The sequence below is a fragment of the Streptomyces canus genome, from assembly GCF_030815415.1.
Classification (GTDB): domain Bacteria; phylum Actinomycetota; class Actinomycetes; order Streptomycetales; family Streptomycetaceae; genus Streptomyces; species Streptomyces canus_F.
In genome coordinates this window covers 4,734,089-4,755,643 of record NZ_JAUSWW010000001.1, presented here as the reverse complement: position 1 = coordinate 4,755,643, position 21,555 = coordinate 4,734,089, and the positions used below count along the sequence as shown (strand labels likewise).

Annotated in this window: 13 protein-coding genes and 1 tRNA gene; 6 read left to right on the top strand and 8 right to left on the bottom strand. The window is 71.9% G+C overall.

The genetic code is table 11. The annotated features are described in order from the left end of the window. Positions 1-90: 90 nt before the first annotated feature. The 6 genes from tmk (at position 91) to QF037_RS21905 (ending at position 9,149) form a co-directional block, all read left to right on the top strand. On the top strand, positions 91-3,285 hold the full coding sequence (gene tmk, locus QF037_RS21930; RefSeq protein WP_307027798.1) for a dTMP kinase: 3,195 nt from the start codon (positions 91-93) through the stop codon (positions 3,283-3,285). Positions 3,286-3,382: 97 nt separating this feature from the next. Beyond that, positions 3,383-4,588 carry a DNA polymerase III subunit delta' gene (locus QF037_RS21925; protein WP_307027796.1) on the top strand — a complete coding sequence of 402 codons (1,206 nt, stop codon included), beginning with the start codon at positions 3,383-3,385 and terminating at the stop codon, positions 4,586-4,588. Positions 4,589-4,700: 112 nt separating this feature from the next. Beyond that, a complete protein-coding gene (locus QF037_RS21920) occupies positions 4,701-6,299 on the top strand; it encodes an alpha/beta hydrolase (protein WP_307027794.1) in 1,599 nt (532 codons plus the stop codon). A 119-nt stretch (positions 6,300-6,418) separates the two neighbouring features. Beyond that, a tRNA-Thr gene (locus QF037_RS21915) sits at positions 6,419-6,495 on the top strand. Between the two features lie 846 nt (positions 6,496-7,341). Beyond that, positions 7,342-8,307 carry an ABC transporter ATP-binding protein gene (locus tag QF037_RS21910; protein WP_307027792.1) on the top strand — a complete coding sequence of 322 codons (966 nt, stop codon included), beginning with the start codon at positions 7,342-7,344 and terminating at the stop codon, positions 8,305-8,307. Further along, positions 8,304-9,149 (top strand): ABC transporter permease, encoded by an 846-nt coding sequence (locus QF037_RS21905; protein ID WP_307027790.1) that lies wholly within the window; start codon positions 8,304-8,306, stop codon positions 9,147-9,149. The genes QF037_RS21910 and QF037_RS21905 overlap by 4 nt, the downstream gene beginning before the upstream one ends. Before the next feature lie 99 nt (positions 9,150-9,248). On the opposite strand, the gene QF037_RS21900 is transcribed toward QF037_RS21905, so the two are convergent. The 8 genes from QF037_RS21900 to QF037_RS21865 are packed head-to-tail and all read right to left on the bottom strand — an operon-like array spanning position 9,249 to position 21,542. After that, positions 9,249-10,439: an FAD-dependent monooxygenase gene (locus tag QF037_RS21900; RefSeq protein ID WP_307027787.1), complete on the bottom strand. Its 1,191-nt coding sequence runs from the start codon at positions 10,437-10,439 to the stop codon at positions 9,249-9,251. Next, entirely contained in the window at positions 10,436-11,650 is a 1,215-nt protein-coding gene (locus QF037_RS21895; protein ID WP_307027785.1) for an FAD-dependent monooxygenase, read from the bottom strand. The genes QF037_RS21900 and QF037_RS21895 overlap by 4 nt, the downstream gene beginning before the upstream one ends. Beyond that, entirely contained in the window at positions 11,647-12,594 is a 948-nt protein-coding gene (locus tag QF037_RS21890; RefSeq protein ID WP_307027783.1) for a thiopeptide-type bacteriocin biosynthesis protein, read from the bottom strand. The genes QF037_RS21895 and QF037_RS21890 overlap by 4 nt, the downstream gene beginning before the upstream one ends. Positions 12,595-12,608: 14 nt before the next feature. Next, positions 12,609-14,141, bottom strand: coding sequence for a hypothetical protein (locus QF037_RS21885; protein WP_307027781.1), 1,533 nt, complete (start codon positions 14,139-14,141; stop codon positions 12,609-12,611). Between the two features lie 37 nt (positions 14,142-14,178). After that, positions 14,179-16,131, bottom strand: coding sequence for a TOMM precursor leader peptide-binding protein (locus QF037_RS21880; RefSeq protein WP_307027779.1), 1,953 nt, complete (start codon positions 16,129-16,131; stop codon positions 14,179-14,181). Beyond that, positions 16,121-17,809, bottom strand: a complete 1,689-nt coding sequence (locus QF037_RS21875; RefSeq protein ID WP_307027777.1) for a hypothetical protein — start codon at positions 17,807-17,809, stop codon at positions 16,121-16,123. Before QF037_RS21875 ends, QF037_RS21880 begins: the two co-directional genes overlap by 11 nt. Then, positions 17,806-20,409, bottom strand: a complete 2,604-nt coding sequence (locus tag QF037_RS21870; RefSeq protein WP_307027775.1) for a lantibiotic dehydratase — start codon at positions 20,407-20,409, stop codon at positions 17,806-17,808. The genes QF037_RS21875 and QF037_RS21870 overlap by 4 nt, the downstream gene beginning before the upstream one ends. Continuing rightward, on the bottom strand, positions 20,406-21,542 hold the full coding sequence (locus QF037_RS21865) for a hypothetical protein (RefSeq protein ID WP_307027774.1): 1,137 nt from the start codon (positions 21,540-21,542) through the stop codon (positions 20,406-20,408). The genes QF037_RS21870 and QF037_RS21865 overlap by 4 nt, the downstream gene beginning before the upstream one ends. Between the last annotated feature and the right edge of the window lie 13 nt (positions 21,543-21,555).

Below are 21,555 nucleotides of genomic sequence, written 5' to 3'. Positions count from 1 at the left end.
ACGAACGCCCCGGCATCGGTTTGGTGTCGGGGCGTGCGCACGTTCGGACGGGCGCCGCAGGCTGTCGGTGCTGCCCGATAGGCTGAAAGCATGACGCGAGCCGAGCAGCCAACGGCCCACCACCCGGCCCCCGACGACGCCCTTGCCGCGGACTCCCGTGAGCGCGCCGTCCGCGCCCTGTTGCGCCGACCGCAGCTCAGGAGGCTGTGGAGCGCGCAGCTTGTGGGGGGTGTCGGCGACGTACTCGCCCTCCTGGTGCTGGTCGTCCTGGCACTCCAGGCGGCGATCGCCGAGGGTTCCTTCGGCGGCGGCTACCGGGGCGTGGCGTTCGCAGTGGCGACCGTCTTCGGGGTGCGCATTCTGGCCACGCTGCTCTTCGGGGCGGTGCTGCTCGGCCCGTTGACGTCGCTCACCTCGCCGGACGGGCCGCTCGACCGCCGCTGGACGATGGTCGGCGCGGACGCCGTGCGCACGCTGGCGCTGATCGTCGCCCCCCTGTGGATCGACTGGACGCCCGACAACGCACTGGCGGTCCTCCTGGTGACCGCCTTCGTGGCAGGAGTCGCCGAGCGCTTCTGGACGGTGTGCCGCGAGAGCGCGGCGCCCGCCCTGCTGCCGGCCCCGCCGCCGGAGGGCGCGACCGTACGGCCGCTGCCGGACCACATGGACGCGCTGCGCCGCCTGTCGCTGCGCACGGGCTTCGTGGCGATCCCGCTCGCCGCCGCCGCACTCGTCGCGGCCTCGCTGGTCAACAACCTTCTGGGCGCCGGGATCGACTGGTTCGCCCAGCACCAGGCAGCCCTCGCCTCGTATGTCGCGGCCGGTCTGTTCGCCGCGTCCCTGTCCGTGCTGACCTTCCTGGAACTGCCGGGCACCCGCACGCCACGCGCGCGTTCCCCGCTGGAGGGCATGCGCCGCCCCAAGACGGGCACCGGCGTCGACAAGGGCCGCACCGGTGTGCTTCCGCTGCTGGTGCTGGCCTCCGCGGCCGTCGCCGGGGCGGTCGCCGCCGCCGTCGCCGTCGCCGTGCTGCACGCCAAGGACCTGGGCGGCGGCCCGGTGACGTACGGCCTGCTGGTCCTGGCGCTGACCGGCGGGGTCGTCGTCGGCATCCGTACGGCGCCCAAGGTGCTGGTCGCGCTCTCGCGGCGCCGACTCCTCGCGCTGGCGATCGCCTTCACCGGCGTCGCGCTGCTGGCCGCCGGCCTCGTCCCGGACGTCACCACCGTCATCCTGATCCTCGCGCTGGCCGGGGCCGGCGCGGGCGTGGCCGCCAACACCGGGCACACGCTCCTGGACCAGGAGGCCGAGGACTACCGGCGCGGGCGCACGACCGAGCATCTGCACGCGGTCGTACGGGTCTTCGTCGCGCTCGGCGCGGTGATCGCCCCGCTGGTGGCCGCGCTGATCGGGCCGCACCGGCTGGAGAGCGGCAAGTTCGTGTTCGCGCACGGCGGCGCCGCGTTCACGCTGATGCTGATCGGCGCCCTGCTGCTGCCGGTGGCCGCGCTGGTGCTCGCCAAGGTCGACGACCGTTCCGGTGTGCCGCTGCGGCAGGATCTGCGGGACGCGCTGCTGGGCGGCGACGACCCGGTGACGGCGCCCGCGTCCTCCGGTTTCTTCATCGCCCTGGAGGGCGGCGACGGAGCCGGCAAGTCCACCCAGGCCGAGGCGCTCGCCGAGTGGATAAGGGCCAAGGGCCACGAGGTCGTCGTGACCCGCGAGCCGGGGGCGACGCCGGTCGGCAAGCGGCTGCGGTCGATCCTGCTCGACGTGTCCAGCGCCGGGCTCTCGCACCGCGCGGAGGCGCTGCTGTACGCGGCCGACCGCGCGGAGCACGTGGACACCGTGGTGCGTCCCGCGCTGGAGCGGGGCGCGGTCGTGGTCTCGGACCGGTACGTCGACTCGTCCGTCGCCTACCAGGGGGCGGGCCGCGACCTGTCGCCGACGGAGGTCGCCCGCATCAACCGCTGGGCGACCGCCGGACTGGTACCGAACCTGACCGTGCTCCTCGACGTGTCCCCGGAGATCGCCCGCGAGCGGTTCACCGAGGCGCCGGACCGGCTGGAGTCGGAGCCGGCGGAGTTCCACGCGCGTGTGCGGTCCGGGTTCCTGACGCTGGCCGCCGCCGACCCCGGGCGCTATCTCGTCGTCGACGCGGGCCAGGAGCCCGAGGCCGTCACGACCGTCGTACGCCACCGGCTCGACCAGCTCCTGCCGCTCTCCGAGCAGGAGATCCGCGAGCAGGAGGAGGCCCGGCGCAAGGCCGAGGAGGAAGCGCGCCGCAAGGCCGAGGAAGAGGCCGCGCGCAAGGCCGAGGAGGAGCGCCTGGAGCGCGAGCGCCAGGAGCAGCTGGAGCGGCTGCGCGCCGAGGAGGAGGAGCGCAAGCGGCGCGAGCTGGAGGAGGCGCAGCGCCGCGAGGCCGAACGGCAGGCGGAGGAGGCCCGGCTGCGGGCCGAGGAAGCCCGCAAGCGTGCCGAGGAGGAGCGGGCCCGGCTCCTCGCCGAGGAGAAGGCGCGGGCCGAGGAGGAGGCGCGGCGCAAGGTCGAGGAGGACCGGCGTCGCAAGCAGGCCGAGGAAGAGGCGCGGCTGCGGGCCGAGGCCGAGGCGCGGCGGGTGGAGAAGCAGCGCAAGGCCGAGGAGGCGCTGCTGCGGGCCGAGGAGGCACGACGGCTCGCCGAGCAGGCCGCGGCCGCCGCGGAGGCGGGCCCGAAGAAGCCGGCACCGCCCGCGGCCGCCCCTCCGGAGGCACCGACCGTGCCCACGCCGGTGGTGACGCCGACGAACGCGTCGGGCGGGCCGGTGGAGGACACGGCCGTGCTGCGGCCGGTGCGCGACGACAAGGCCGAAGGGCCCGTCGACAACGAGGTGACGGCCGAGCTGCCCAAGCCGCCGGCCGGGGCCGCGGACGAGACGGCTGTGCTGCCTCCCGTCGTGCCGGGTGCGGCCGACGAGACGGCTGTGCTGCCGCCGGTGGTGCCGGGTGCCGCGGACGAGACCGCCGTGCTGCCGCCGGTGCCGGGTGAGGCTCCCGCTCATCGGGTGCCGCCGGGGTACTTCCGGGAGGAGCAGGCGGGGCCGGACGGGACCGAGGACCGTACGCGGGAGATGCCTCAGGTCGACGAGACGGGGGCGCCGCGACGGCGGGCCCGGTCGGACTGGGCCGAGGAGACACCGCTGGACGACCTGCCGTCGCTGGCGGACGAGCTGCTGGGCCCGCGTGACGATGACGAGTTCGGCGACGAGCGTGGGGGCCGGGGACGGGGCCGGGGACGCCGGGGCTGAGGCAGCTCCCTCGGTCACCTGACGGAGCCCTGTTGTCAGTGCCGGCCCGCACAATGGACCCAGCACCCCCGACCGTGACGAAAGGGCGGCACCACCCATGACCGTCTGGGACGACCTCGTCGGCCAGGAGAAGGTGAGCGAGCAGCTCGCAGCCGCCGCTCGGGACGCCGACGCGCTCGTCACCGCGACCACCACCGGCACCCCGCCGCCCGAGGCGTCGAAGATGACGCACGCGTGGTTGTTCACGGGTCCGCCCGGAGCCGGCCGGACGCAGACCGCGCGGGCCTTCGCCGCCGCGCTGCAGTGCGTGAGCCCCGACCGGGCGCTCGGCGGGATCCCCGGGTGCGGGTTCTGCGACGGATGTCATACGGCGCTCATCGGCACGCACGCGGACGTCACCACCGTCGCCGCCGTCGGTACGCAGATCCTCGCCGACGACATGCGGGACACCGTCCGCAAGTCGTACACCTCACCGGCGACCGGCCGCTGGCAGGTGATCCTCGTCGAGGACGCCGAGCGGCTGAACGAGAAGTCGGCCAACGCGGTGCTGAAGGCCGTCGAGGAGCCCGCCCCCCGTACCGTCTGGATGCTGTGCGCCCCGTCCGTCGAGGACGTCCTGCCCACCATCCGCTCCCGCTGCCGCCACCTCAATCTGCGGACACCCTCCGTCGACGCGGTCGCCGACCTTCTCGTACGCCGGGAAGGCATCGAGCCCGCCGTGGCCACGACCGTCGCACGGGCCACGCAGGGGCATGTCGACCGGGCCCGGCGCCTGGCCACCGACCCCGCCGCGCGCGAGCGCAGGGCCGCCGTCCTCAAACTGCCGCTGCGCGTCGAGGACGTCGGAGGATGTCTCAAGGCCGCCCAGGAGCTCGTGGACGCGGCCGCCGAGGACGCCAAGGCGCTCGCCGAGGAGAGGGACGGCAAGGAGACCGAGGAGCTCAAGGCCGCCATGGGCGCGTCCCAGGGCGGTCGGATGCCGCGCGGTACGGCGGGGGTGATGAAGGACCTGGAGGACAAGCAGAAGCGGCGCCGGACCCGTACCCAGCGCGACAGCCTCGACCTCGCCCTGACCGACCTCACCGGCTTCTACCGCGACGTCCTCGCCCTCCAGCTCGGCTCCCGGGTGGCCATCGCCAACGAGGACGCCGAGGAGGCTCTTCAGCGCCTGGCCCGCGGCAGCTCTCCGGAGTCGACGCTGCGCCGCATCGAGGCGATCGCCGCCTGCCGGGACGCCCTCGACCGCAATGTGGCACCGCTGCTCGCCGTGGAGGCGATGACGATGGCGCTCCGAGCGGGCTGAGGCGTCGGCCCGCGGTACTTTTCAGATCAACAGGAGGTTGACCAGGTACCCCGTACGAGCCGCAAGATGCACGGAAGGCAACCGAGTGGCTGCGCAGAGTTACTCTCGGCTGATGCACATCAGGCGCAATCCCCGCCCGGCACACCCGATCGCCCCGCCGCGTCATCGGCGTTCGCGCACCGGCGGTGCGCTTCTCGCCGCCGCCGCGCTGGTCGTGTCCGCCTGCTCCGCGGGGAGCGGTTCCCCCGGCACGACCGCGGAGGCGGCGGTGCTGCCCGCGCTGCCGAAGGCCACGCCGGCCGCTCTCTCGCCGTACTACGGACAGAAGCTGAGCTGGCGCGGCTGCGGGGTTCCCGGTTTCGAGTGCGCCACGATGAAGGCACCGCTCGACTACGACAAGCCGGACGACGGTGACGTCCGTCTCGCCGTCGCCCGCAAGAAGGCGACCGGCTCCGGGAAGGCGCTCGGCTCGCTGCTGGTGAACCCGGGCGGGCCGGGCGGCTCGGCGATCGGCTACCTCCAGGCCTACGCCGGGATCGGCTACCCCGCCGAGGTCCGTGCCCGGTACGACATGGTCGCCGTCGACCCGCGCGGCGTCGCCCGCAGCGCGCCCGTCGAGTGCCTGGACGGGCGCGACATGGACGCGTACACGCAGACCGACACAACACCGGACGACGAGGAGGAGACCGAGGATCTCGTCGCCGCCTTCCAGAAGTTCGCGGAGGGCTGCGGCGCCGACTCGCCCGAGCTGTTGCGGCATGTGTCCACCGTCGAGGCGGCGCGGGACATGGACATCCTGCGTGCGGCGCTGGGCGACGAGAAACTGACGTATGTCGGGGCGTCGTACGGGACGTTCCTCGGGGCGACGTATGCGGGCCTCTTCCCGGACCGGGTGGGCCGGCTGGTCCTGGACGGCGCGATGGACCCGTCCCTGCCCGCGCGGCGTACGAGCCTCGACCAGACGGCGGGGTTCGAGACGGCGTTCCAGTCCTTCGCGCGGGACTGTGTGCAGCAGTCGGACTGTCCGCTGGGCACGAAGGCGGGCGAGGTCGGCACCAACCTCAAGGCGTTCTTCGAGAAGCTCGACGCCCGGCCGATCCCCACCGGAGACGTGGACGGCCGCAAGCTCGGCGAGTCCCTCGCCACCACCGGGGTCATCGCGGCGATGTACGACGAGGGTGCCTGGGCGCAGCTGCGCGAGGCGCTGACCTCGGCCATGGAGGAGAACGACGGCGCGGGGCTGCTGGTCCTCTCCGACAGCTACTACGAGCGGGACGCCGACGCCCGCTACGCGAACCTGATGTTCGCCAACGCGGCGGTGAACTGTCTGGACCTCCCCGCGGCGTTCAGCTCACCGGACCAGGTGCGGGACGCGTTGCCGGAGTTCGAGAAGGCGTCCCCCGTCTTCGGCGAGGGCCTGGCCTGGGCCTCGCTGAACTGCGCGTACTGGCCGGTCGGGGCGACGGGCGAACCGCATCGCATCACCGCGAAGGGCGCCGCCCCGATCGTGGTCGTCGGCACCACCCGCGACCCGGCCACCCCCTACCGCTGGGCCCGCGCCCTGGCCGCCCAGCTCTCTTCCGCCCGCCTCCTCACCTACGAGGGCGACGGTCACACCGCCTACGGCCGCGGCAGCGTCTGCATCGACTCCACCATCAACGCGTACCTCCTCCGGGGGACCCCGCCGGCCAAGGGAAAGCGCTGCTCATAGACCCTCCGCAGGTGAGTCCACCCGCCCCGGAATCCCGGCCTCCGGGGCGGGTACGGAGCACCCTCGGAAACTGTGTAGACTTACCGGCGTTGCTGATCGCACCATGGTGTGGACGGCGCGCCGCCTTAGCTCAGATGGCCAGAGCAACGCACTCGTAATGCGTAGGTCTCGGGTTCGAATCCCGAAGGCGGCTCCATGGGAAACCGCAGGTCAGTCTTCTGACCTGCGGTTTTTTTGTTTTCTTGACCTTAGAATGTGTGGGTGTTGCGCCTCGGCTGCCTGTGCATGGAATGCGTAGGTCAGAGGTTTCACTGTCTGCGGTCAGTAATGCGTCTCTGATGCCATGTATCGGTGCTGGCCTGCGGTTTCTGGGGAGCGGCTGATGCGCGAGTCAGTATGGGTGAGACGTGGGGTGGCCAAGGGGCGGCCAAGGGGTGGCCATCTGTGCATCGGTCGTGCACGGAGGCTCGCTGTGGACCTGTCGGCGGAAGCTGTGCCCGAGATCCGAGTTTGTGACTGTCCGACAATGCGGAGTTCGGAGCGGGTACGCAGCGGCGGAGCCGTACGCACTGCTGGAACGGTCCGCCGTTCCGGCCGGGCCAGCGGCCGGCGTGATCGAGCTGCCCCGTCATCAGGACGGGGCCTCGGTAGAAGTCGGCCGCTTACCGGACGTGATCCTTTGGGTCGGGTTGGATGGGCATGAACTCCTGCCGGAGGCGGGAGAGACGGGCGTGATTCATCCGCTCGTATCGCTTGAAAGTGATCCCGGAGACAGCGGTCGACGACGACCTCCTTCGCAGTCCGTGCCGAAAACAACGGCGTCGATGAGGAGGAAGCCGACAAGCGTCCCACCGCCACCGTCGAGCAGCGGATCTGCCGTGATTGACAACTGTCGCTGCTTTCATGACGCACGTCACCAGATCCCGAGCGCCACTCTTCCCGGGCATGGCCTCAGCCATACGGTCAGGCATGCCCGGCAGCTCAGAGGCCGGCAAGTGAAGCAGGCAGGGAGGAGCAACGTGAGGGAACTGGAGCGACCACGATGACGGCGGTTGTTGTGGAAGGTCTGCAGAAGACCTATGGAAGCCACGAGGTGTTGCGCGGAATCGACTTCACTGTGACGGAGGGGGAGATCTTCGCCCTGCTGGGACCCAATGGCGCGGGCAAGACGACGACGCTGGAGATCCTCGAGGGTTTCCGCGGCAGGGACAAGGGCCGGGTAGAGGTGCTCGGCCTGGACCCCGGGGTGCCCGGCGACAGCCGTCAGCTGCGCGAACGGATGGGTCTGGTCCTGCAGGACATAGCGGTGGAGCCGTATCTGTCCGTGCGCGAGACGATCGCACGCAACGCAGGCTATTACCGGGCTCCCCGTGACGTCGACGAGGTCATCGAACTCGTCGGTCTGCGCGAGAAGCGGGCCGCCAAGGTCAAGGACCTGTCAGGCGGGCAGAAGCGCCGCCTGGACCTGGCACTGGGGGTTGTCGGAGATCCTCAACTGCTGTTTCTCGACGAGCCCACCACGGGCTTCGATCCCAGTGCCCGGCGGAGTGCCTGGGAGGTGGTGCGGGACTTGAGGGCTTCCGGCACCACCATTGTGCTGACGACCCATTACATGGACGAAGTGCAGGCGCTCGCCGACTCCGTGGCCGTCATCGCGGACGGACGGATCGTCGAGTCGGGCACACCAGCCACGCTCGGCGGGAGAGACAGCGCGTTCGCCAGGATTCGCTTCGAACTGCCGCCGGGGACGGAGGTGTCGGATCTGCCGGTGCGGGCGAGTACCGCTACTGAGGGTGCCCTGGTCACCATCGAGGTCGAGGAGCCGACAGCGGTGTTGCACTCCCTCACCGACTGGGCCCTGCGCCGTGGCACGACGCTTCAGCGACTGACCGTCGAGCGGCCCTCCCTCGAGGACGTCTACCTCGAGATCACCCGTTCTTTCGAACGTGAGCCGTCCCAGCAGTCCGTCACCGCACGAGGGCATCGACCGAATCGGAGCCGTTCATGACCGCCTTGTCCCCGGCGTCCACGGCCGATGCGCCGCATACGTCACCGGATCACGAGCCCGGCCTCCGTCGTGGCGACTCTCCCAGTCGTGGCCGTGTCGGCCTCTTGATCCATCAGATCCGCTACGAGCAACTCTCCTTCTGGCGCAACCCGCAAGCCGTGATCTTCACCTTTCTTCTGCCCGTGGTCGTCGTCACGATCTTCGGAGCGGTCTTCGGGGGTGACGAGAAACAGGACTTCTTTTTCGGAATGTCCAGCATGGAGTACTACACGCCGACGATCGCCGCCGTATCCGTACTCGGCGCCTGCTACGGCCAGTTGGCGATCGTGCTGTCGACGCGGCGTCAGACCGGCTTGCTCAAGCGGCTGCGTGCGACTCCCTTGCCGGCCTGGGTCTACTTCGTCGGCCTGTTGGCGCACTGCGTGCTGGTCAGCCTGATCGACGTCGTCCTGGTCATCGGTGTGGGCGCGCTCTACGGGGTGGCACTGCCCGCCCACTGGGCGGCGATTGCGCTGACGCTGGTACTGGGTGCTGCGAGCTTCTGCGCCCTCGGCGCTGGCGTCGCGTCGTTGGTGAGAAGCGCCGAGGCAGCCCCCGCGCTCGTGCAGTTCATCCAGTTTCCGCTGGTGTTCATCTCCGGCAGCTACTTCCCCATCCACGCCGGCGTGCTGAACACCATCGCGGGTCTGCTTCCGGTCAAGCCCTTCAACGAGGCCATGATGGCTCCCTTCACGCACGGGGGTGGCTACCAGTGGAAGGAGCTGGGGGTGCTGGCCGCCTGGGGTGTCCTCGGCGCAGTGGTGGCTGTCCGACGTTTCCGCTGGGACCCCAGGCCCGAATAACTGCCTCCCGAACAACGGCTTTTGGACCGACATCGCGCGGGGCGGGATCGCACTTACGCGATCCCGCCCCGCGCTCTGAACTTACGGGACGGTCAGCAGTCAGCGCCCGGCCAGAGCGTGGATCGACCGGATGGCGTCCCCGTAGAGCCAGTCGAGGTGCGTGAGATCCCGCTGTTCCGCCAGCGTGGCGTCGCGTTCGGCCTGAAGCGGTCCGTCAGAGAGGTGGAAGGTGCTGGAGCGCAGCCGTGACTGCCGGTGGACCTCGGCCGTACGGGGCATCCGGATCGCCTCATATCTGCGCAGCGCACCCGGCACGTCGGTCATGTCCTCGGTGAGGCTGTCCGCCAGTGCGACGGCATCCTCCAGCGCCTGACTCGCCCCTTGCGACAGGAAGGGAAGCATGGGGTGAGCGGCGTCACCGACCAGAGCCACGCGACCAGTGCGGTACCGGTCGGACAGGTTCCGGTCGAACAGCCCCCAACGGGTCACCGATCCTGCTGCGCGCACGACCTGCCTGACGTCTTCGTGCCAGCCGTCGAACTCCGCCAACAGGTCCCTGCCGTCGGCGGCCGAGCTGCGCGGAGCGGTGCCCGCGGACGGATCGGCACACACCGCACTGAAGTGGACCGTCCGTCCGGACGAGACGGGGTAGTACGTGACATGACGGCCGGGGCCGAACCAGAACATCACCCGCGGATCGTCCTCGAAGGACGGCACGGCGGAGGCCGGTACCAGCCCCCGGTACACCGAATAACCCGAGATCACCGGCCTGTCGTCCACCACCGCACCGCGCAGGGCGGAGTGCACACCGTCCGCGCCGATCACCACGTCAGCCGTCGCCGAGCCACCGTCGGCGAAGCGCAGCTCCACCCGGTCGTCGTGCTCCACGACGCCGCTCACCGCCCGCCCGAGATGTATCTGCCCCGGCGGCAGCAGGTCGACGAGGCAGGCCTGCAGATCGGCACGGTGAACGAGGTAGTAGGGCGCCCGGAACCGGTCCTCGCAGACGTTTCCGTGCGCGACACGGGACAGGAGCGTGCCGTCGTTCCAGCGCCTCGTCTCGATCGCGCGCGCTGTGCTGCCCCTTTGGCGAATGGACGGCTCGGCACCGAGTTCATGGAGAATGCGAGCACCGTTGGGAGACAGCTGGATTCCCGCGCCCACCGCGCCGAGCGCGTCCGACTTCTCGTACACGTCGCAGCGCACACCGCGTCGGCGCAGCAGGATGGAGACGGCGAGTCCCGACACCCCCGCCCCGACCACGGCCACACGCATGCCGTCGGCTGTCATGACACCACTCCCGTTCCTGCCTGGTCCGTACGACGTGGCGCCCCGGCTTCATGGCCGTAGAGCCATGCGCGCTCGCGCAGTCCGGTCAGGCCCGCGGCCCGGCGCATCGCCCGGTCCCGTTCGCGTTGCTGCGGGCCGTCGGCCAGGTGCATGGAGTCCGCATGACCTCGTGAGCCCTGCTGTATGGCCGCCGTACGCGGTGCGCGGGCCTTCTCGTACCTGGCGAGCAGGTCGGGTACCTCGTCGCGGCGGGCACCGGCCAGCAGCGAGGCCAGTTCCACCGCGTCCTCGACGGCCTGGTTCGCGCCCTGCGCCATGAAGGGAAGCATCGGGTGCGCGGCATCGCCGAGCACCGTGAGCCGGTTGGCAGACCAGGTATGCAGCTCCGGCCGGTCGTACAGGGCCCAGCGGCGCACCGTGTCGGTGGCGTGGGTGATGTCCGAGACCAGTCCGTGCCAGCCGTCGAAGGCCGCCACCAGTTCTGCGGGGTCGCCGGCCGCCGACCAGGACTCCGCTCCGGCTTCGCCGAGCGGGGCGATCGCGGCGAAACTCATCAGCCGTCCACCGGCCACCGGGTAACACACGAAGTGCCGACCCGGACCCAGCCACATCCTGATCAGCGGTTCGCGTGCCGGGGCCGGCAACCGGCCGACCGGAACGAGGCCCCGGAAGACGCCGAGACCGGAGAACACCGGTGCGTCGAGGACGAGGGACTCCCGGACCACCGAATGAATGCCGTCGGCCCCCACGACGAGGTCCGCGCGATGCGTGGTTCCGTCCGCGAAGGTGAGCACCATGTCCTCGCCGTCGCGGGAGACGCCCTGCAGCTTGTGCCCGAGCCGCAGCGGTTCCGGCCCGACGAGCCGGAGCAGCGCCCCTTGAAGGTCCGCGCGGTGTACGGCGTAGTAGGGCGCCCCGTACAGCTTCTCGCACGCGAGTCCGAACGGAGTGCCTGCGATCAGTCCGCCCGCCCAGTGGTACACGCGCATCTCCTCGATGGCCACGGCCAGCTCCCGCAGCGCGGGCTGGAGCCCGAGCCGGCGAAGGTGGCGGGCGGCGTTCGGGGCGAGTTGTACCCCTGCTCCGATCTCCGCCATGGAGCGGGTCTGTTCGAACACCTCGCACCGTGTGCCCGACGCGGCGAGGGCCGCGGCCAGGGTCAGCCCTCCGACGCCTGAACCGACCACGGCGATACGCGGTTGGTCGGTCATCGGCGGGCTCCGTGGGCCGGTTCGGCGGCCGGGAAGGCGTCGGCCAGCCAGGCGTAGGTGCGCAGTTCGTCGAAGAGGGTCCGGCCGAGACGGTTGTGGAGCATGTGCACGTGTGAGACGAGGATCTGTCCGGGGACGGTCGTCGTGGTGGTGCGGATCTCTCCGACAAGCTCCGACAGGGCCGCGTGCCAGGCGCCGAAGGGGCCGTGCTGCGCGGGATCGAGCGGCTTCGCGGCTGTCCTGGTGATACGGCACAGCTGGTCCAACTGCTCCTGGGTGCAGCCGAATCCGGCCGCCCAGGAGCGCCAGGCCAGCAGACTGTTGGCGTAGAAGGCGGCCTGCTCCGCCTCGTCGCCGAGCGCGGCGGCCGCGGAGACCGTGGCGCGCAGGGCCAGAGCGGAACGCGCCTGGGGAGTCGACACGTGCGGCAGCAGAGCGAGCACCAGCTCGCTGGACAGCTGGAACAGCCGTTCTGTGCGCGGCATCAGCTGCGGGCCGCCGTAGCGTGCGGTCTCCGGCTCGTAGACGGCGCGGTGCACGCCCGGGGCGTGAAGTGCCGCCACGTCCGCGTCGTCGCCGTACTCGCTGCGCGCGAGGAGGCGTGCCTCGGTCCGGTACGCGTCCTCGCCGAACGGGCTCTCACCGGCGGCCGGTTGTCCCGTGCTCTCCAGCCGCTCCCGCAGCAGCCCTTCCACCCGGTCGAATTCCGCCGGGCTCAAGTCGCCCACGCGCAGTCGGACATGGGGGCCGCCCTGCCAGTAGCGGATGAAGAACCAGGGTGCGTCGTCGAGCGATCGCACTGTCGGCGCGACGACGTCGTTCACCACCCGGTCCAGCAGCGACTGTGCGTTCGAGGCCAGATGTAGATGCCAGGCACTCCAGTGCGTACGCGACGTCGTGTCGCCGTCGGACTCCAGGTGGCCGGGCGCTGTCTGCTGTGCCAAGGCGTTCTCCTCCATCAGATTCTGATGTCCAGCAGCTCATGGGTCGCGTGCCTGGGGGTGCCGGCCACCGCGGCGAGCGCGACCATCTCGTCCGGTTCCAGCCCGAGGATGCGCTGCGTGGGTATCTCGTTGAAGGCGCGGACCGGGCGGGCGAACATCCCGTGCGCCGTGGCGGACAGGCACAGGCCGTGCAGGGCCCAGCCGCAGTAGTACTGCGCCGCGCTCCACCCGCCCGGCCCGAAGCGGGCGAACAGCTCGCGCGGCTTCACCGACAGGAACCAGATCGCCGCGGCATTGCGGATGTCGCAGCCGGCGTCCGTGCTGAGGCCGTACCCGTACTCCGCCTCCAGCCGGGCCGCCGCGGTCCGGTCCGCGGACAGCAGGACCGCCTCGCTGTCGCGGACGCGGTGGATACCGTCCTCGTGGCCTTCGACGTCCTGGACCACGGCGGTGACCGTCACCAGCTCGGACACGGCCCGCAGGGTCGGTCCGGGCGGCGGTACGCCGAGCCAGCGGATCGCGTCCCGCACGGAGCCGGCGGGCATCCGGGTGCGCCGGCCGCTCATGCCGAGCAGACCGCGCGGCATACGGCCGGAGTTGCGCTGCCACATCAGCTCCGCCCAGTCCCCGGACGCTCCGCGCGTGGACGGGAGATGTGCCGGAACGGCCGGGGTCACGGGGGCCGCGGGGTCGGTGAACGCCTGGGCGCGGTTGACGCGCACCAGATCCCTGAGCGCCGCGCCTTCCGGGCGCTCCTCGGGCACTGCTGACGGCTCCGGCTCGGCAGCGGACCGGGCGACACCGTCCGGCCCGAGCTCGATCACGAGGGGCAGCGACCATTCCCAGCTCGGCGTCAGCCCGAGTTCGTCCAGCAGGCCTGCCGAGCCCTCGTGCGGCAGCACCAGCCGGCCCGACAGCCCGAACAGTTCGAGGGCCAGCGCCAGGGAGCGCAGGGTGATGCCGAGTTCCAGGTTCACCAGCGAGCCGCGGAACCACTTGTAGCCGCGGGGGATACGCGTGTACCTCCCGGTCAGCGCGATTCGCCGGTGCCGCCCGCGGTGGCGGCCCGAGGTGAGCGCGGTGAGCGCGTGCCGCTCGGGTTCGAGCAGGTGCCAGCGCTCACCGTCGTCGACGAAGACCTGCACCGGGTAGAGGCAGCGCGGTGAGGCGTAGCCGCGGTGCGGGTTGTAGACGTTCTCCGGGTCGGACCACTGCACTCCGAAGGCCGCGACGAGCGCACGGGCCAGGGCCTCGTCCGGGTCGGACGGGGCCGCCCGGCCGTGCGGGAAGGGCAGCGTGCCGAGCAACTCCGCGGTTCCCCGGGGCAGTTCCGTACGCCGTCCGCCGCGGACGCACGCGGGCGGGGGCGGGGCCACGTGCGAGGTCATGGGCGGCTCCGCCACCCAGGTCCAGGGCGGTACGGGCGGTTCATCGCAACCGGCGCCGTACTCGTACCACAGGGGCTCGCGTTCGATGTTGTTGTCGCCGAACGGCGGCGGCAGGTCCACGGGGCCCCGCCGGACCGTACCGGTCGTCGTCTCGCTCATGCGTCTCTCCTCGGGACGCGACCGCACGTCGGGCCGCTCACGGGAACGGGTGCGGGTCATAGGGGATTTCCCGGGTCTCCTCCGGTGTCCCGGCCAGCGCGGCCGTCAGACGCGGCAGGTTCCTCAGACGCTGCTGCGCGTGGCCGAAGCACATCGGCAGAATGCCGGGGACGACGGCCTTGGCGACCGCGACACCGATGTCGGTGTGCTCGCGGGTGGTCTGGTTCACCAGCACGATCCGGTCGAGCCCGGCGTCCGCGTACAGCCCGCGCACATGGTCCAGGGCGCCGCGCACCGTGCCGCCGGAGGCCCGGCGCAGGGCGTCCGGCCAGCCGGGGAAGGCCTCCCGCAGGGTGATCTCCGGGCCGCCGAGGACCTCGGTGACCCGGGACAGCTTCTCGGGGAGGGTGTACAGCTGCGGATGCTGTTCGAGCTCCACCAGCTTCCAGGGGTCGTCGAGCATCCCCTCGGCCTCTTCGCGGTTCCACTGCACCTTGTTGGTGACGAGCTGGGCGACCTCGCGCAGGGCGCCGCGGATCGCGGTGTCCGGGTTGGCTCCCGAGCCGCCGGACGAGTATGTGGCGGGGAACGGGTTGCGGCGGTTCACGACGAGCACCCAGACGATCGGCAGGTCGATGTCCTGCCGGGCCACGAGGACGTGCACGTCGAAGCCGCGGGTCTGGATCAGGTCGATGAGGCTCCGGTTCTCCGGGTCCGTGATCGACTCGTTCGTGATGCGGGGCAGCGGTGTCCGGCGGTGCCAGGACAGCAGAAAGGCGTCCCGTTCGGCGAGTTCGAGCAGGGAGTGCAGGGCGGCCTCCTCGAGGCTCGCTCCGGCCGCGCAGCCGCTCGACGAGTCGTGGAAGTACTTGCGCAGGGTGCCCGGTTCGGGCGTACGGCCCTCCGCGCGCGCCTGCCGTGCGGTCACGCGTGCCGCCCGGGCCGCGTGCCGGGAGAGCTTGTACCGCTGCTCGTACTGGTAGAAACCGGCCTCGGCGGGGACCAGTTGCGGTTCGCCGGAGGCCAGGTCGTGACCCCACACCCAGTCCATGGGCGTGTCCGCCGTGTACGGAAGCACCTGGCAGCTCGGGTGGGTCAGCTGCTGCTCGGTGTGCTCGCCCAGGGTGGCCGGATCCAGGGCGTGCTCGGACACCTCGCGATAGGTGCGCTCCAGCAGGAGCGGGGCGTCGAAGGGGAAGCTGCCGAGCCGCTCGTAGGTTTCGATGATCCCGACCGGGTCGGCTTCGGCGAACGTGCCCGCGCGGCCGTGTCCCGGGGCGGCGGCGTCGGGGGCCAGGCACATGCTCATGGCGAACGGGACGTTCGATTCGCGCATGATGACCTGGATCGGTCCGTAGCGGGCGTCGAGCAGACGCTCGCGCAGGGCGCCGGGTTCCACTAGGCGGGCGCCCCCGGTGCCGCGCGTCGGGTCCTGCGGGGAGAGTGGTTCGGCGCGCAGCGCCAAAGGGGCGGGCCGCCAGTCGTCGTCGAGCACCTTTCCGTGGTCGGCGCACGCCGGGCAGAAGAAACTGCGCGGGATGCGGTGCCGTCGCACGTACTGGCTGCCGATCGCGTACAACTCGCCCGGCCGCAGGGGATGATCGGCCAGGTTCTCCAAGGCAGCGTCGAGCAGATCGGGCAGCAGGGGCCGGGACGCGCGCGGAACGACGCGCGGTGCCTCCAGGGTGTCCGCCAGGGGATGCTCGGCAGTGTTGCGTTCCCGCACCTCGGCGCAGGCCGCACAGCCGGAGTCCGTGCCGGGCACCCACCGCGGACCGACGATCACCTCGTCGTCGTAGACCCGGACCGAGACGAGTTCCTCGCCGTTCGCGGCGCTCTTCTCCCACTGCGCCCGCTCCCAGGCCAGGTCCCAGCCGCGGTTCAGCGCGACCGTGGCGCCCACCGCGCCGCCGATCCGCCGCAGCGTCTCCTCCCAGGAGGTGTCGCGGAGCGCCGTCATGCCGGGGCCGTACTGCTGTTCATCGCGCATCGCGGGGCTCCTGGGTGAGCTGTCGGGCGCGGACGGGGCCGGACCAGAAGGGGATCTCGCCGAGCGCGAGGTCCGCCCGCAGGGGACGCCCCGTGTAGCGGACGCCCCGTGCCGCGGCGAGCCGGCCGGCCTGCTCGCGCAGCCAGCGGATCTCTTCCTCGGCCGCGGAGCTGACGGAGTCCGTGCGCAGCGCGGGCACACCGGCCCCGGCGCCACGGGTGGCGTTCACCTGGGCCCGGGCCAGGGCCGTACTCAGCGCCTCGCGCACCGCGGTGTCGCCGTCGGGGGCCCAGGCCGCTCCCAAATCCTCGCCGCCGTCGGTGCGTTCGACGCGGGCCAGGCGCCAGTCGAGGCCGGGAACGTGCAGCAGGCGGACGGTGAGCGGCTCCGGCTGTCGGTCCTGCAGGGTCCGCCGGATACGGGCCGTCTCCTCGCTCTCCACGGGAGCCGTGTGCGCGGGCTCCGCCTCGTCGGCGAGCAGCCGCAACACCCCGTCCAGGAGCCAGCGTTCCACCGTCTGCCCGGCGGCAGCCGTCTCACCCTCGGCCGTCGTGCCCGAGCGCCGCAGCGCCTCAAGGGCGGCCCCTACCGTGGCGGACCTCTGGTCGGGCGCCCATACGGTGATCCGCCCCGGGATATCGGACCGCAACTCCATCTCCCTTACAGCCAAGGGCATTTGAGGGAGGGTCTGCTCCGTGCGCGCCGGGGTGAACAGGCCCTTCCAGCGAGCAGTGAGGGCGTTGACCCGCTCGATCGCCTCGTCGGGGTCGGGGAGCGGTTCGGCGGGTGCGTCATCGAGCGTCCGGGGCTCTTCGTCCACCGTGCCGACGGCGCCGAGGAGGACGCGTTCCGCGACGAGTTCGGCGCCGTGCACCACGTGCGTCGCGCCGCCCTCCTCGATCCCCGCCAGGGCATCGAACATCAGCTGGCCGGCGATCGCGCCGATCATCGCGTCCGCGACAGGCCGGGCGGCCGGCCCGAGCCCCTCGCCCCGGGCCCATCCGAGCACCCTGCCTCGGACAGCCAACAGCACCGGATACCCGCCGGCGTCCCGGACGACCGGGCCCGCCTGCAGCACACGGTCGTCGAGCACGACCGGTACGACCGGCACGCCGTCCGGTATCCGCCCGGCACCGTGGATCCGGAACCATCCGGCCCGCAGCTCCTCGTCGGTGCCGCACCACATCACGGCGTCCGCCTCGCCGAACTCGGCGACGTCCGGCGTGAGCACCTGGCCGACCCCCGCACGATCGAGGCCCCGGGAAGCCGGACGTACCGCGTCCGGCGGTCCGAACAGGGCGACCCGGGCGGCGCGGACCCTGGCGAAGACCGCATACGGATCGGCGCACACCGATTCCAGATAGGCGAGCGAGCCCGCGTACTGCTTGCGGTCCTCGTCGCTCGGCCCGGCCCCGCTCAGGACGTCCTCGTCCAGCAGCATGCCGTGCGCGCGCAGCCCGCCCGTCAGCCGGCGCACCACGGGCCGCGCCCGTTCCGTGCCCAGCGCCGCCACCAACTCGTCCTCGGTCGTGCCCCGTTCGAGCAGCGGGACACACACGTCCGCGACCTTGAACAGACCGTCCCAGCCCTTGAGGACGAACTGGGCCCGCGCGCCGCTGAAGTACACCCCGCCCGGCACCGGTGCGCAGTGCAGATACGGCCTTGCTCTCATGCTCATCGGTTGTCTCCCTCGTACTGGAACAGGCCGCCCGGGGTGCGTCCGATCTCCACCACCCACTCCTGCGCGTGCGTCCCGCCCACCACCGAAGGCAGCGCCTCCTCCAGGTAGTTGACGGCCTCTTCCTCCGTCGCCCGGCGGTCCAGCATCTTCGGCAGCACCCGGGTGCTCAGCGCACTGGAGAGGTCCACGTACTGCGGCTTGTGCTGGAGCCGGCGGGGCAGTACGTCGGCCGGGTCGAGGGTCCGCGGCGAGTCCTGCCCGAACGCCGTCTTGACGACGACCTCCTCGGGAACGCCGTGATGTGCGCGCCAGGCGGTCAGCGCCAGCAGCCGCTCGTGCTCCGCGGGTCCGGCGCCCACGGCCGAGGCCAGCTCCCCGCCGCCGTACCAGCGGCGCCTGGCCAGGACGACGTCGCCGATCGAGATCCTGGGGCACATCAGCGTGTGCCGCCGGTCGCGGGGCTGTGCCCGGTGCCAGCCGTCGAGCAGGTCGTTGTTGAGCCGGCCGCCGGTGGACAGGGACGTGGCCAGGGACAGCGGTGGCGGGAAGAGCCCCGGGTGGCCGGTGCCCAGCGGCAGCACGCGGATGCGCCGTCCGTCGGCGTCCTCGACGGCGAGCGTGTCGGACTCCGTGTCGTGCACCAGGCGCAGCGAGAACCAGTCGTCGGGCCGCAGCCCCTCCGGGAGGATGCTTGGATGGGCGTTCACGTTGAGGCGGTGCAGCCCGAGATCCTCCACCACACGGGCGCCGTCCCACGCGTACCGGTCGAGGAGCCGCCGCGCCAGATGGGGGAGGGAATCGCCGCCCAGCTTCCGGTCGGCGTCCAGGAACCGGGCGTACAGCATGCCGTGTCCGGGCAGCCCGTCGTTGAACACCAGCCGCTCGCCCGCGGCCTGCACCATGACCCCGTAGCTCATCGGGTCCTGGCGGATGCGCCGCGGCAGGTCTGCGGTCAGTTCGACGGCCTCCTGCGCGGACAGCGCGATGTCGGGCGCTCCGCCGTCCACTGCCTTCGTGATGCGGGACTGGGTCTCCTCGATCACCCGGCGGCGCAGGGCGAACAGCTGCTCCAGGCTGCCGTCCGCGGTGCCGAGTCCGCGCAGCGCGTCCGCGTCGCCCCGGGCGTACGACTCGCCCATCACGGCCGCCCGCCGGGAGACCTCCTGGACCAGGGACTCGGCGTGCTCGGTGAGCGGAACGGACGCTCCGGCACCGAAGCGCTGCACGAACGTGGCCGTCGTGATCACGCGTACGTCGTGCAGCCAGTCGAACACCGACAACAGCTCCACCGTCGCGCCGACGTCAGCCAGCGGACGCCGCCAGCGGCTGGAGTCGACGGTGAGCGGGGACAGGACGTAATCCTCCTCGACCGTGACCCGTGCGGGCCGCCGGGCCTGTTGGCTGAGCTGCTCGAAGTCCCCCTCGATCGCCCGGAGTTCGGCCCTGCGGTCAGCGGCGGGCCCGGTCGCGAAGCGCGGCAGCCGGGACCTGACGTCGTCCAGCAGCGCGGAGCCCGGGGTCCCGGGCCGGGTGAGCAGCGCCGACAGCTCGGCGGCCCCGTCCTCCGGCTCGTCGTAGCTGCACAGGATGCCCTGGTGGACCGCCTGCAGTACGGCCTTCGCTGCGTCCTGCGCCGCACACCCGGTCTGCGCGGCGATGTGCGCCACCACCGAGCGCACCGGCCTTGGGCCCATGACGGTCGCGTCGACCAGCGCCCGTACGACGCCCTTGACCGGGGCCGACAGCCGCTGGAAGCCGGATTCGGTGGGCCGCAGGAAGTACAGCGTGTCCCGGCCCTCGTCGAGGGCGGAGGTGGGGGACAGGGCCACCCAGGCGTTCAGCAGCGCGGCGCCCGTGGCCGGGCTGAGGCCGCCGAGGACGTAGGCCAGCATGACGCGGTCCAGGCCCGGAAAGGCGGTGGCGCCGTCGAAGCCCACCTCGCCCGGGTCGACTCCGCCGGGCCCGGGCCGGGCGATGCCGACGGCGGTGAAGCGGGCGAGCGGGCTGGTGCGCACCATGGCCCGCGTGACGTACTGGATCAGTCCCCGCTCCGACTTGCGGCTGCGCGCGGAGAGTCGGTCCGGACCCGCGACCGCGGCGCGGTAGCGCTCCGACTCCTCGTACACCTCGGGGGAGACGAGGGCCAGCGACCGGCGCAGGTGCTCGTCGCCGAGCAGCTCCGCGAGCGTCCGGCGTTCCCGGTCCGCCGCCTGCTCGTAGTGGCGGGCCACCTCCTCGCGCAGTCCGCGGCGCAGCTCCGTCGCCCGCAGCCAGCCGGACACCGAGGGCGCCGTCGGCGGGACGTCCTTGACGGGTCGGTCGTTGTGGACGGCGCGGCGTACGGCGATGAGCCGGCCGCGCTCGCCGTCGTCGGCCGTGGTGCCGATGAGGGCGTAGAGCTCCTCGGAGCACTGTTCGGCTGCCGACCGCACCACGCGTTCGGCCTCCGCGAGCCGGGCCAGGAGATCCCTGAGGTCGGGATCCCCGAGACGGCTGCGGAGCAGCGGGTTGATGCGCAGGAGCCACAGGGGCTCCTGGTGCGGGGTCGGGCGGGCCGGCTGCGGCGCGGTGACGGCCGGCGTCTCGAGTGCGGTCATCGGGTGGCCTCCTGGGCCCTTGCCCATCGCACCTGTCCCTTGGCCAGCCGCTCCTGCCAGGTCTCGCCGACGACCTCGTCGATCGTCTCGGCGAGGGCGTAGCACATGTAGTACCGCTGGATCGGGGAGACGGTGAGCACGGGCAGCTGCTGGTAGAAGAGGTTGATCAGCATGCGATACGCGGCGAACCACGGGGGCGGGTTGTCGATCACCCCGGATTCGACGGTGGCCCGGTGGAAAGCGGTGTCGGGGTGCTTGCCCCGGGGGACCACCTCGGGCGCGGTGGGCGGGCCCATGGCTGTGTTGTCCACGGAGTCGGTGACCGCGTCCAGCATCGCGGGCGTCAGCCGGCCCTCCGTCACCGCGCTGTCCAGGGCACCGGTGGAGTAGGCGAAGGCGGTACGCCACTCGGCCGCAGCAGGGCCGACCTCCCCCGCGAGCCGCTGCTCCACCACGGTGCGCAACAGGGGCGCCTCCTGGGCCAGGCGCTCGGCGAACACCGGGCGCATGTCCTTGCTGGGGGCCGCCCAGGCGAGGAAGGCCTCGGCGTGCGAGCGGAACGAGAAGGCGCCGTGGGCCAGCCCCAGGAAGTAGGAGTCGCCCAGCGCGACGAAGGCCTCGGCGAGACGGGTGGTGGCCAGGGACGGATCCCGGGTCAGTTCCTCGATCGTGTTCATCAGCGGCGGGCACAGCACACCGTGCACGACCTCGGCCTCCCGCAGGCCGTGCAGCAGCGGGTCGCCCGGGGCCACGTCCTGCGGGCTGAGGAACTCGACTTCCCCGTGCTCGCGCATCGGAAGATACGGCGGCGGCACCGCTTCCAGCCGGCCGAACTCCCGTGCCTGCGCGAGGTAGGTCTCTTCATCCAGCGCCCGGTCCCCGGGCAGGGGACCGGCGTCCAGCTGCCGTGCCAGGCTCTCCCAGGGGAGTTCCTGGCCCAGCGCACCCCGGCCGATGATGTCCACGTGCGGGCCGTGCAGCCATCCCCGACGCAGCCGTACGACGGCGCCCCCGCTGTCGCGCACGGCGCGGGCGAGGGGCACCACGGACCTGGAGAGCCACCCCAGCGTCACCGGCGCTCTGGTGAAGAGCCGGACTCCTGCGGGGTGGTCTTCCGGCGCATTGGCACTCATGGGCACTCATCTT

Excerpts from the sequence above, each read along its gene's own strand:
- QF037_RS21895 (WP_307027785.1), bottom strand. The coding sequence starts at position 11,650 with ATGACCGACCAACCGCGTATCGCCGTGGTCGGTTCAGGCGTCGGAGGG.
- QF037_RS21925 (WP_307027796.1), top strand. The coding sequence starts at position 3,383 with ATGACCGTCTGGGACGACCTCGTCGGCCAGGAGAAGGTGAGCGAGCAG.
- tmk (WP_307027798.1), top strand. The coding sequence starts at position 91 with ATGACGCGAGCCGAGCAGCCAACGGCCCACCACCCGGCCCCCGACGAC.
- QF037_RS21865 (WP_307027774.1), bottom strand. The coding sequence starts at position 21,542 with ATGAGTGCCAATGCGCCGGAAGACCACCCCGCAGGAGTCCGGCTCTTC.
- QF037_RS21870 (WP_307027775.1), bottom strand. The coding sequence starts at position 20,409 with ATGACCGCACTCGAGACGCCGGCCGTCACCGCGCCGCAGCCGGCCCGC.
- QF037_RS21900 (WP_307027787.1), bottom strand. The coding sequence starts at position 10,439 with ATGACAGCCGACGGCATGCGTGTGGCCGTGGTCGGGGCGGGGGTGTCG.
- QF037_RS21875 (WP_307027777.1), bottom strand. The coding sequence starts at position 17,809 with ATGAGCATGAGAGCAAGGCCGTATCTGCACTGCGCACCGGTGCCGGGC.
- QF037_RS21910 (WP_307027792.1), top strand. The coding sequence starts at position 7,342 with ATGACGGCGGTTGTTGTGGAAGGTCTGCAGAAGACCTATGGAAGCCAC.
- QF037_RS21880 (WP_307027779.1), bottom strand. The coding sequence starts at position 16,131 with ATGCGCGATGAACAGCAGTACGGCCCCGGCATGACGGCGCTCCGCGAC.
- QF037_RS21920 (WP_307027794.1), top strand. The coding sequence starts at position 4,701 with ATGCACATCAGGCGCAATCCCCGCCCGGCACACCCGATCGCCCCGCCG.
- QF037_RS21905 (WP_307027790.1), top strand. The coding sequence starts at position 8,304 with ATGACCGCCTTGTCCCCGGCGTCCACGGCCGATGCGCCGCATACGTCA.
- QF037_RS21885 (WP_307027781.1), bottom strand. The coding sequence starts at position 14,141 with ATGAGCGAGACGACGACCGGTACGGTCCGGCGGGGCCCCGTGGACCTG.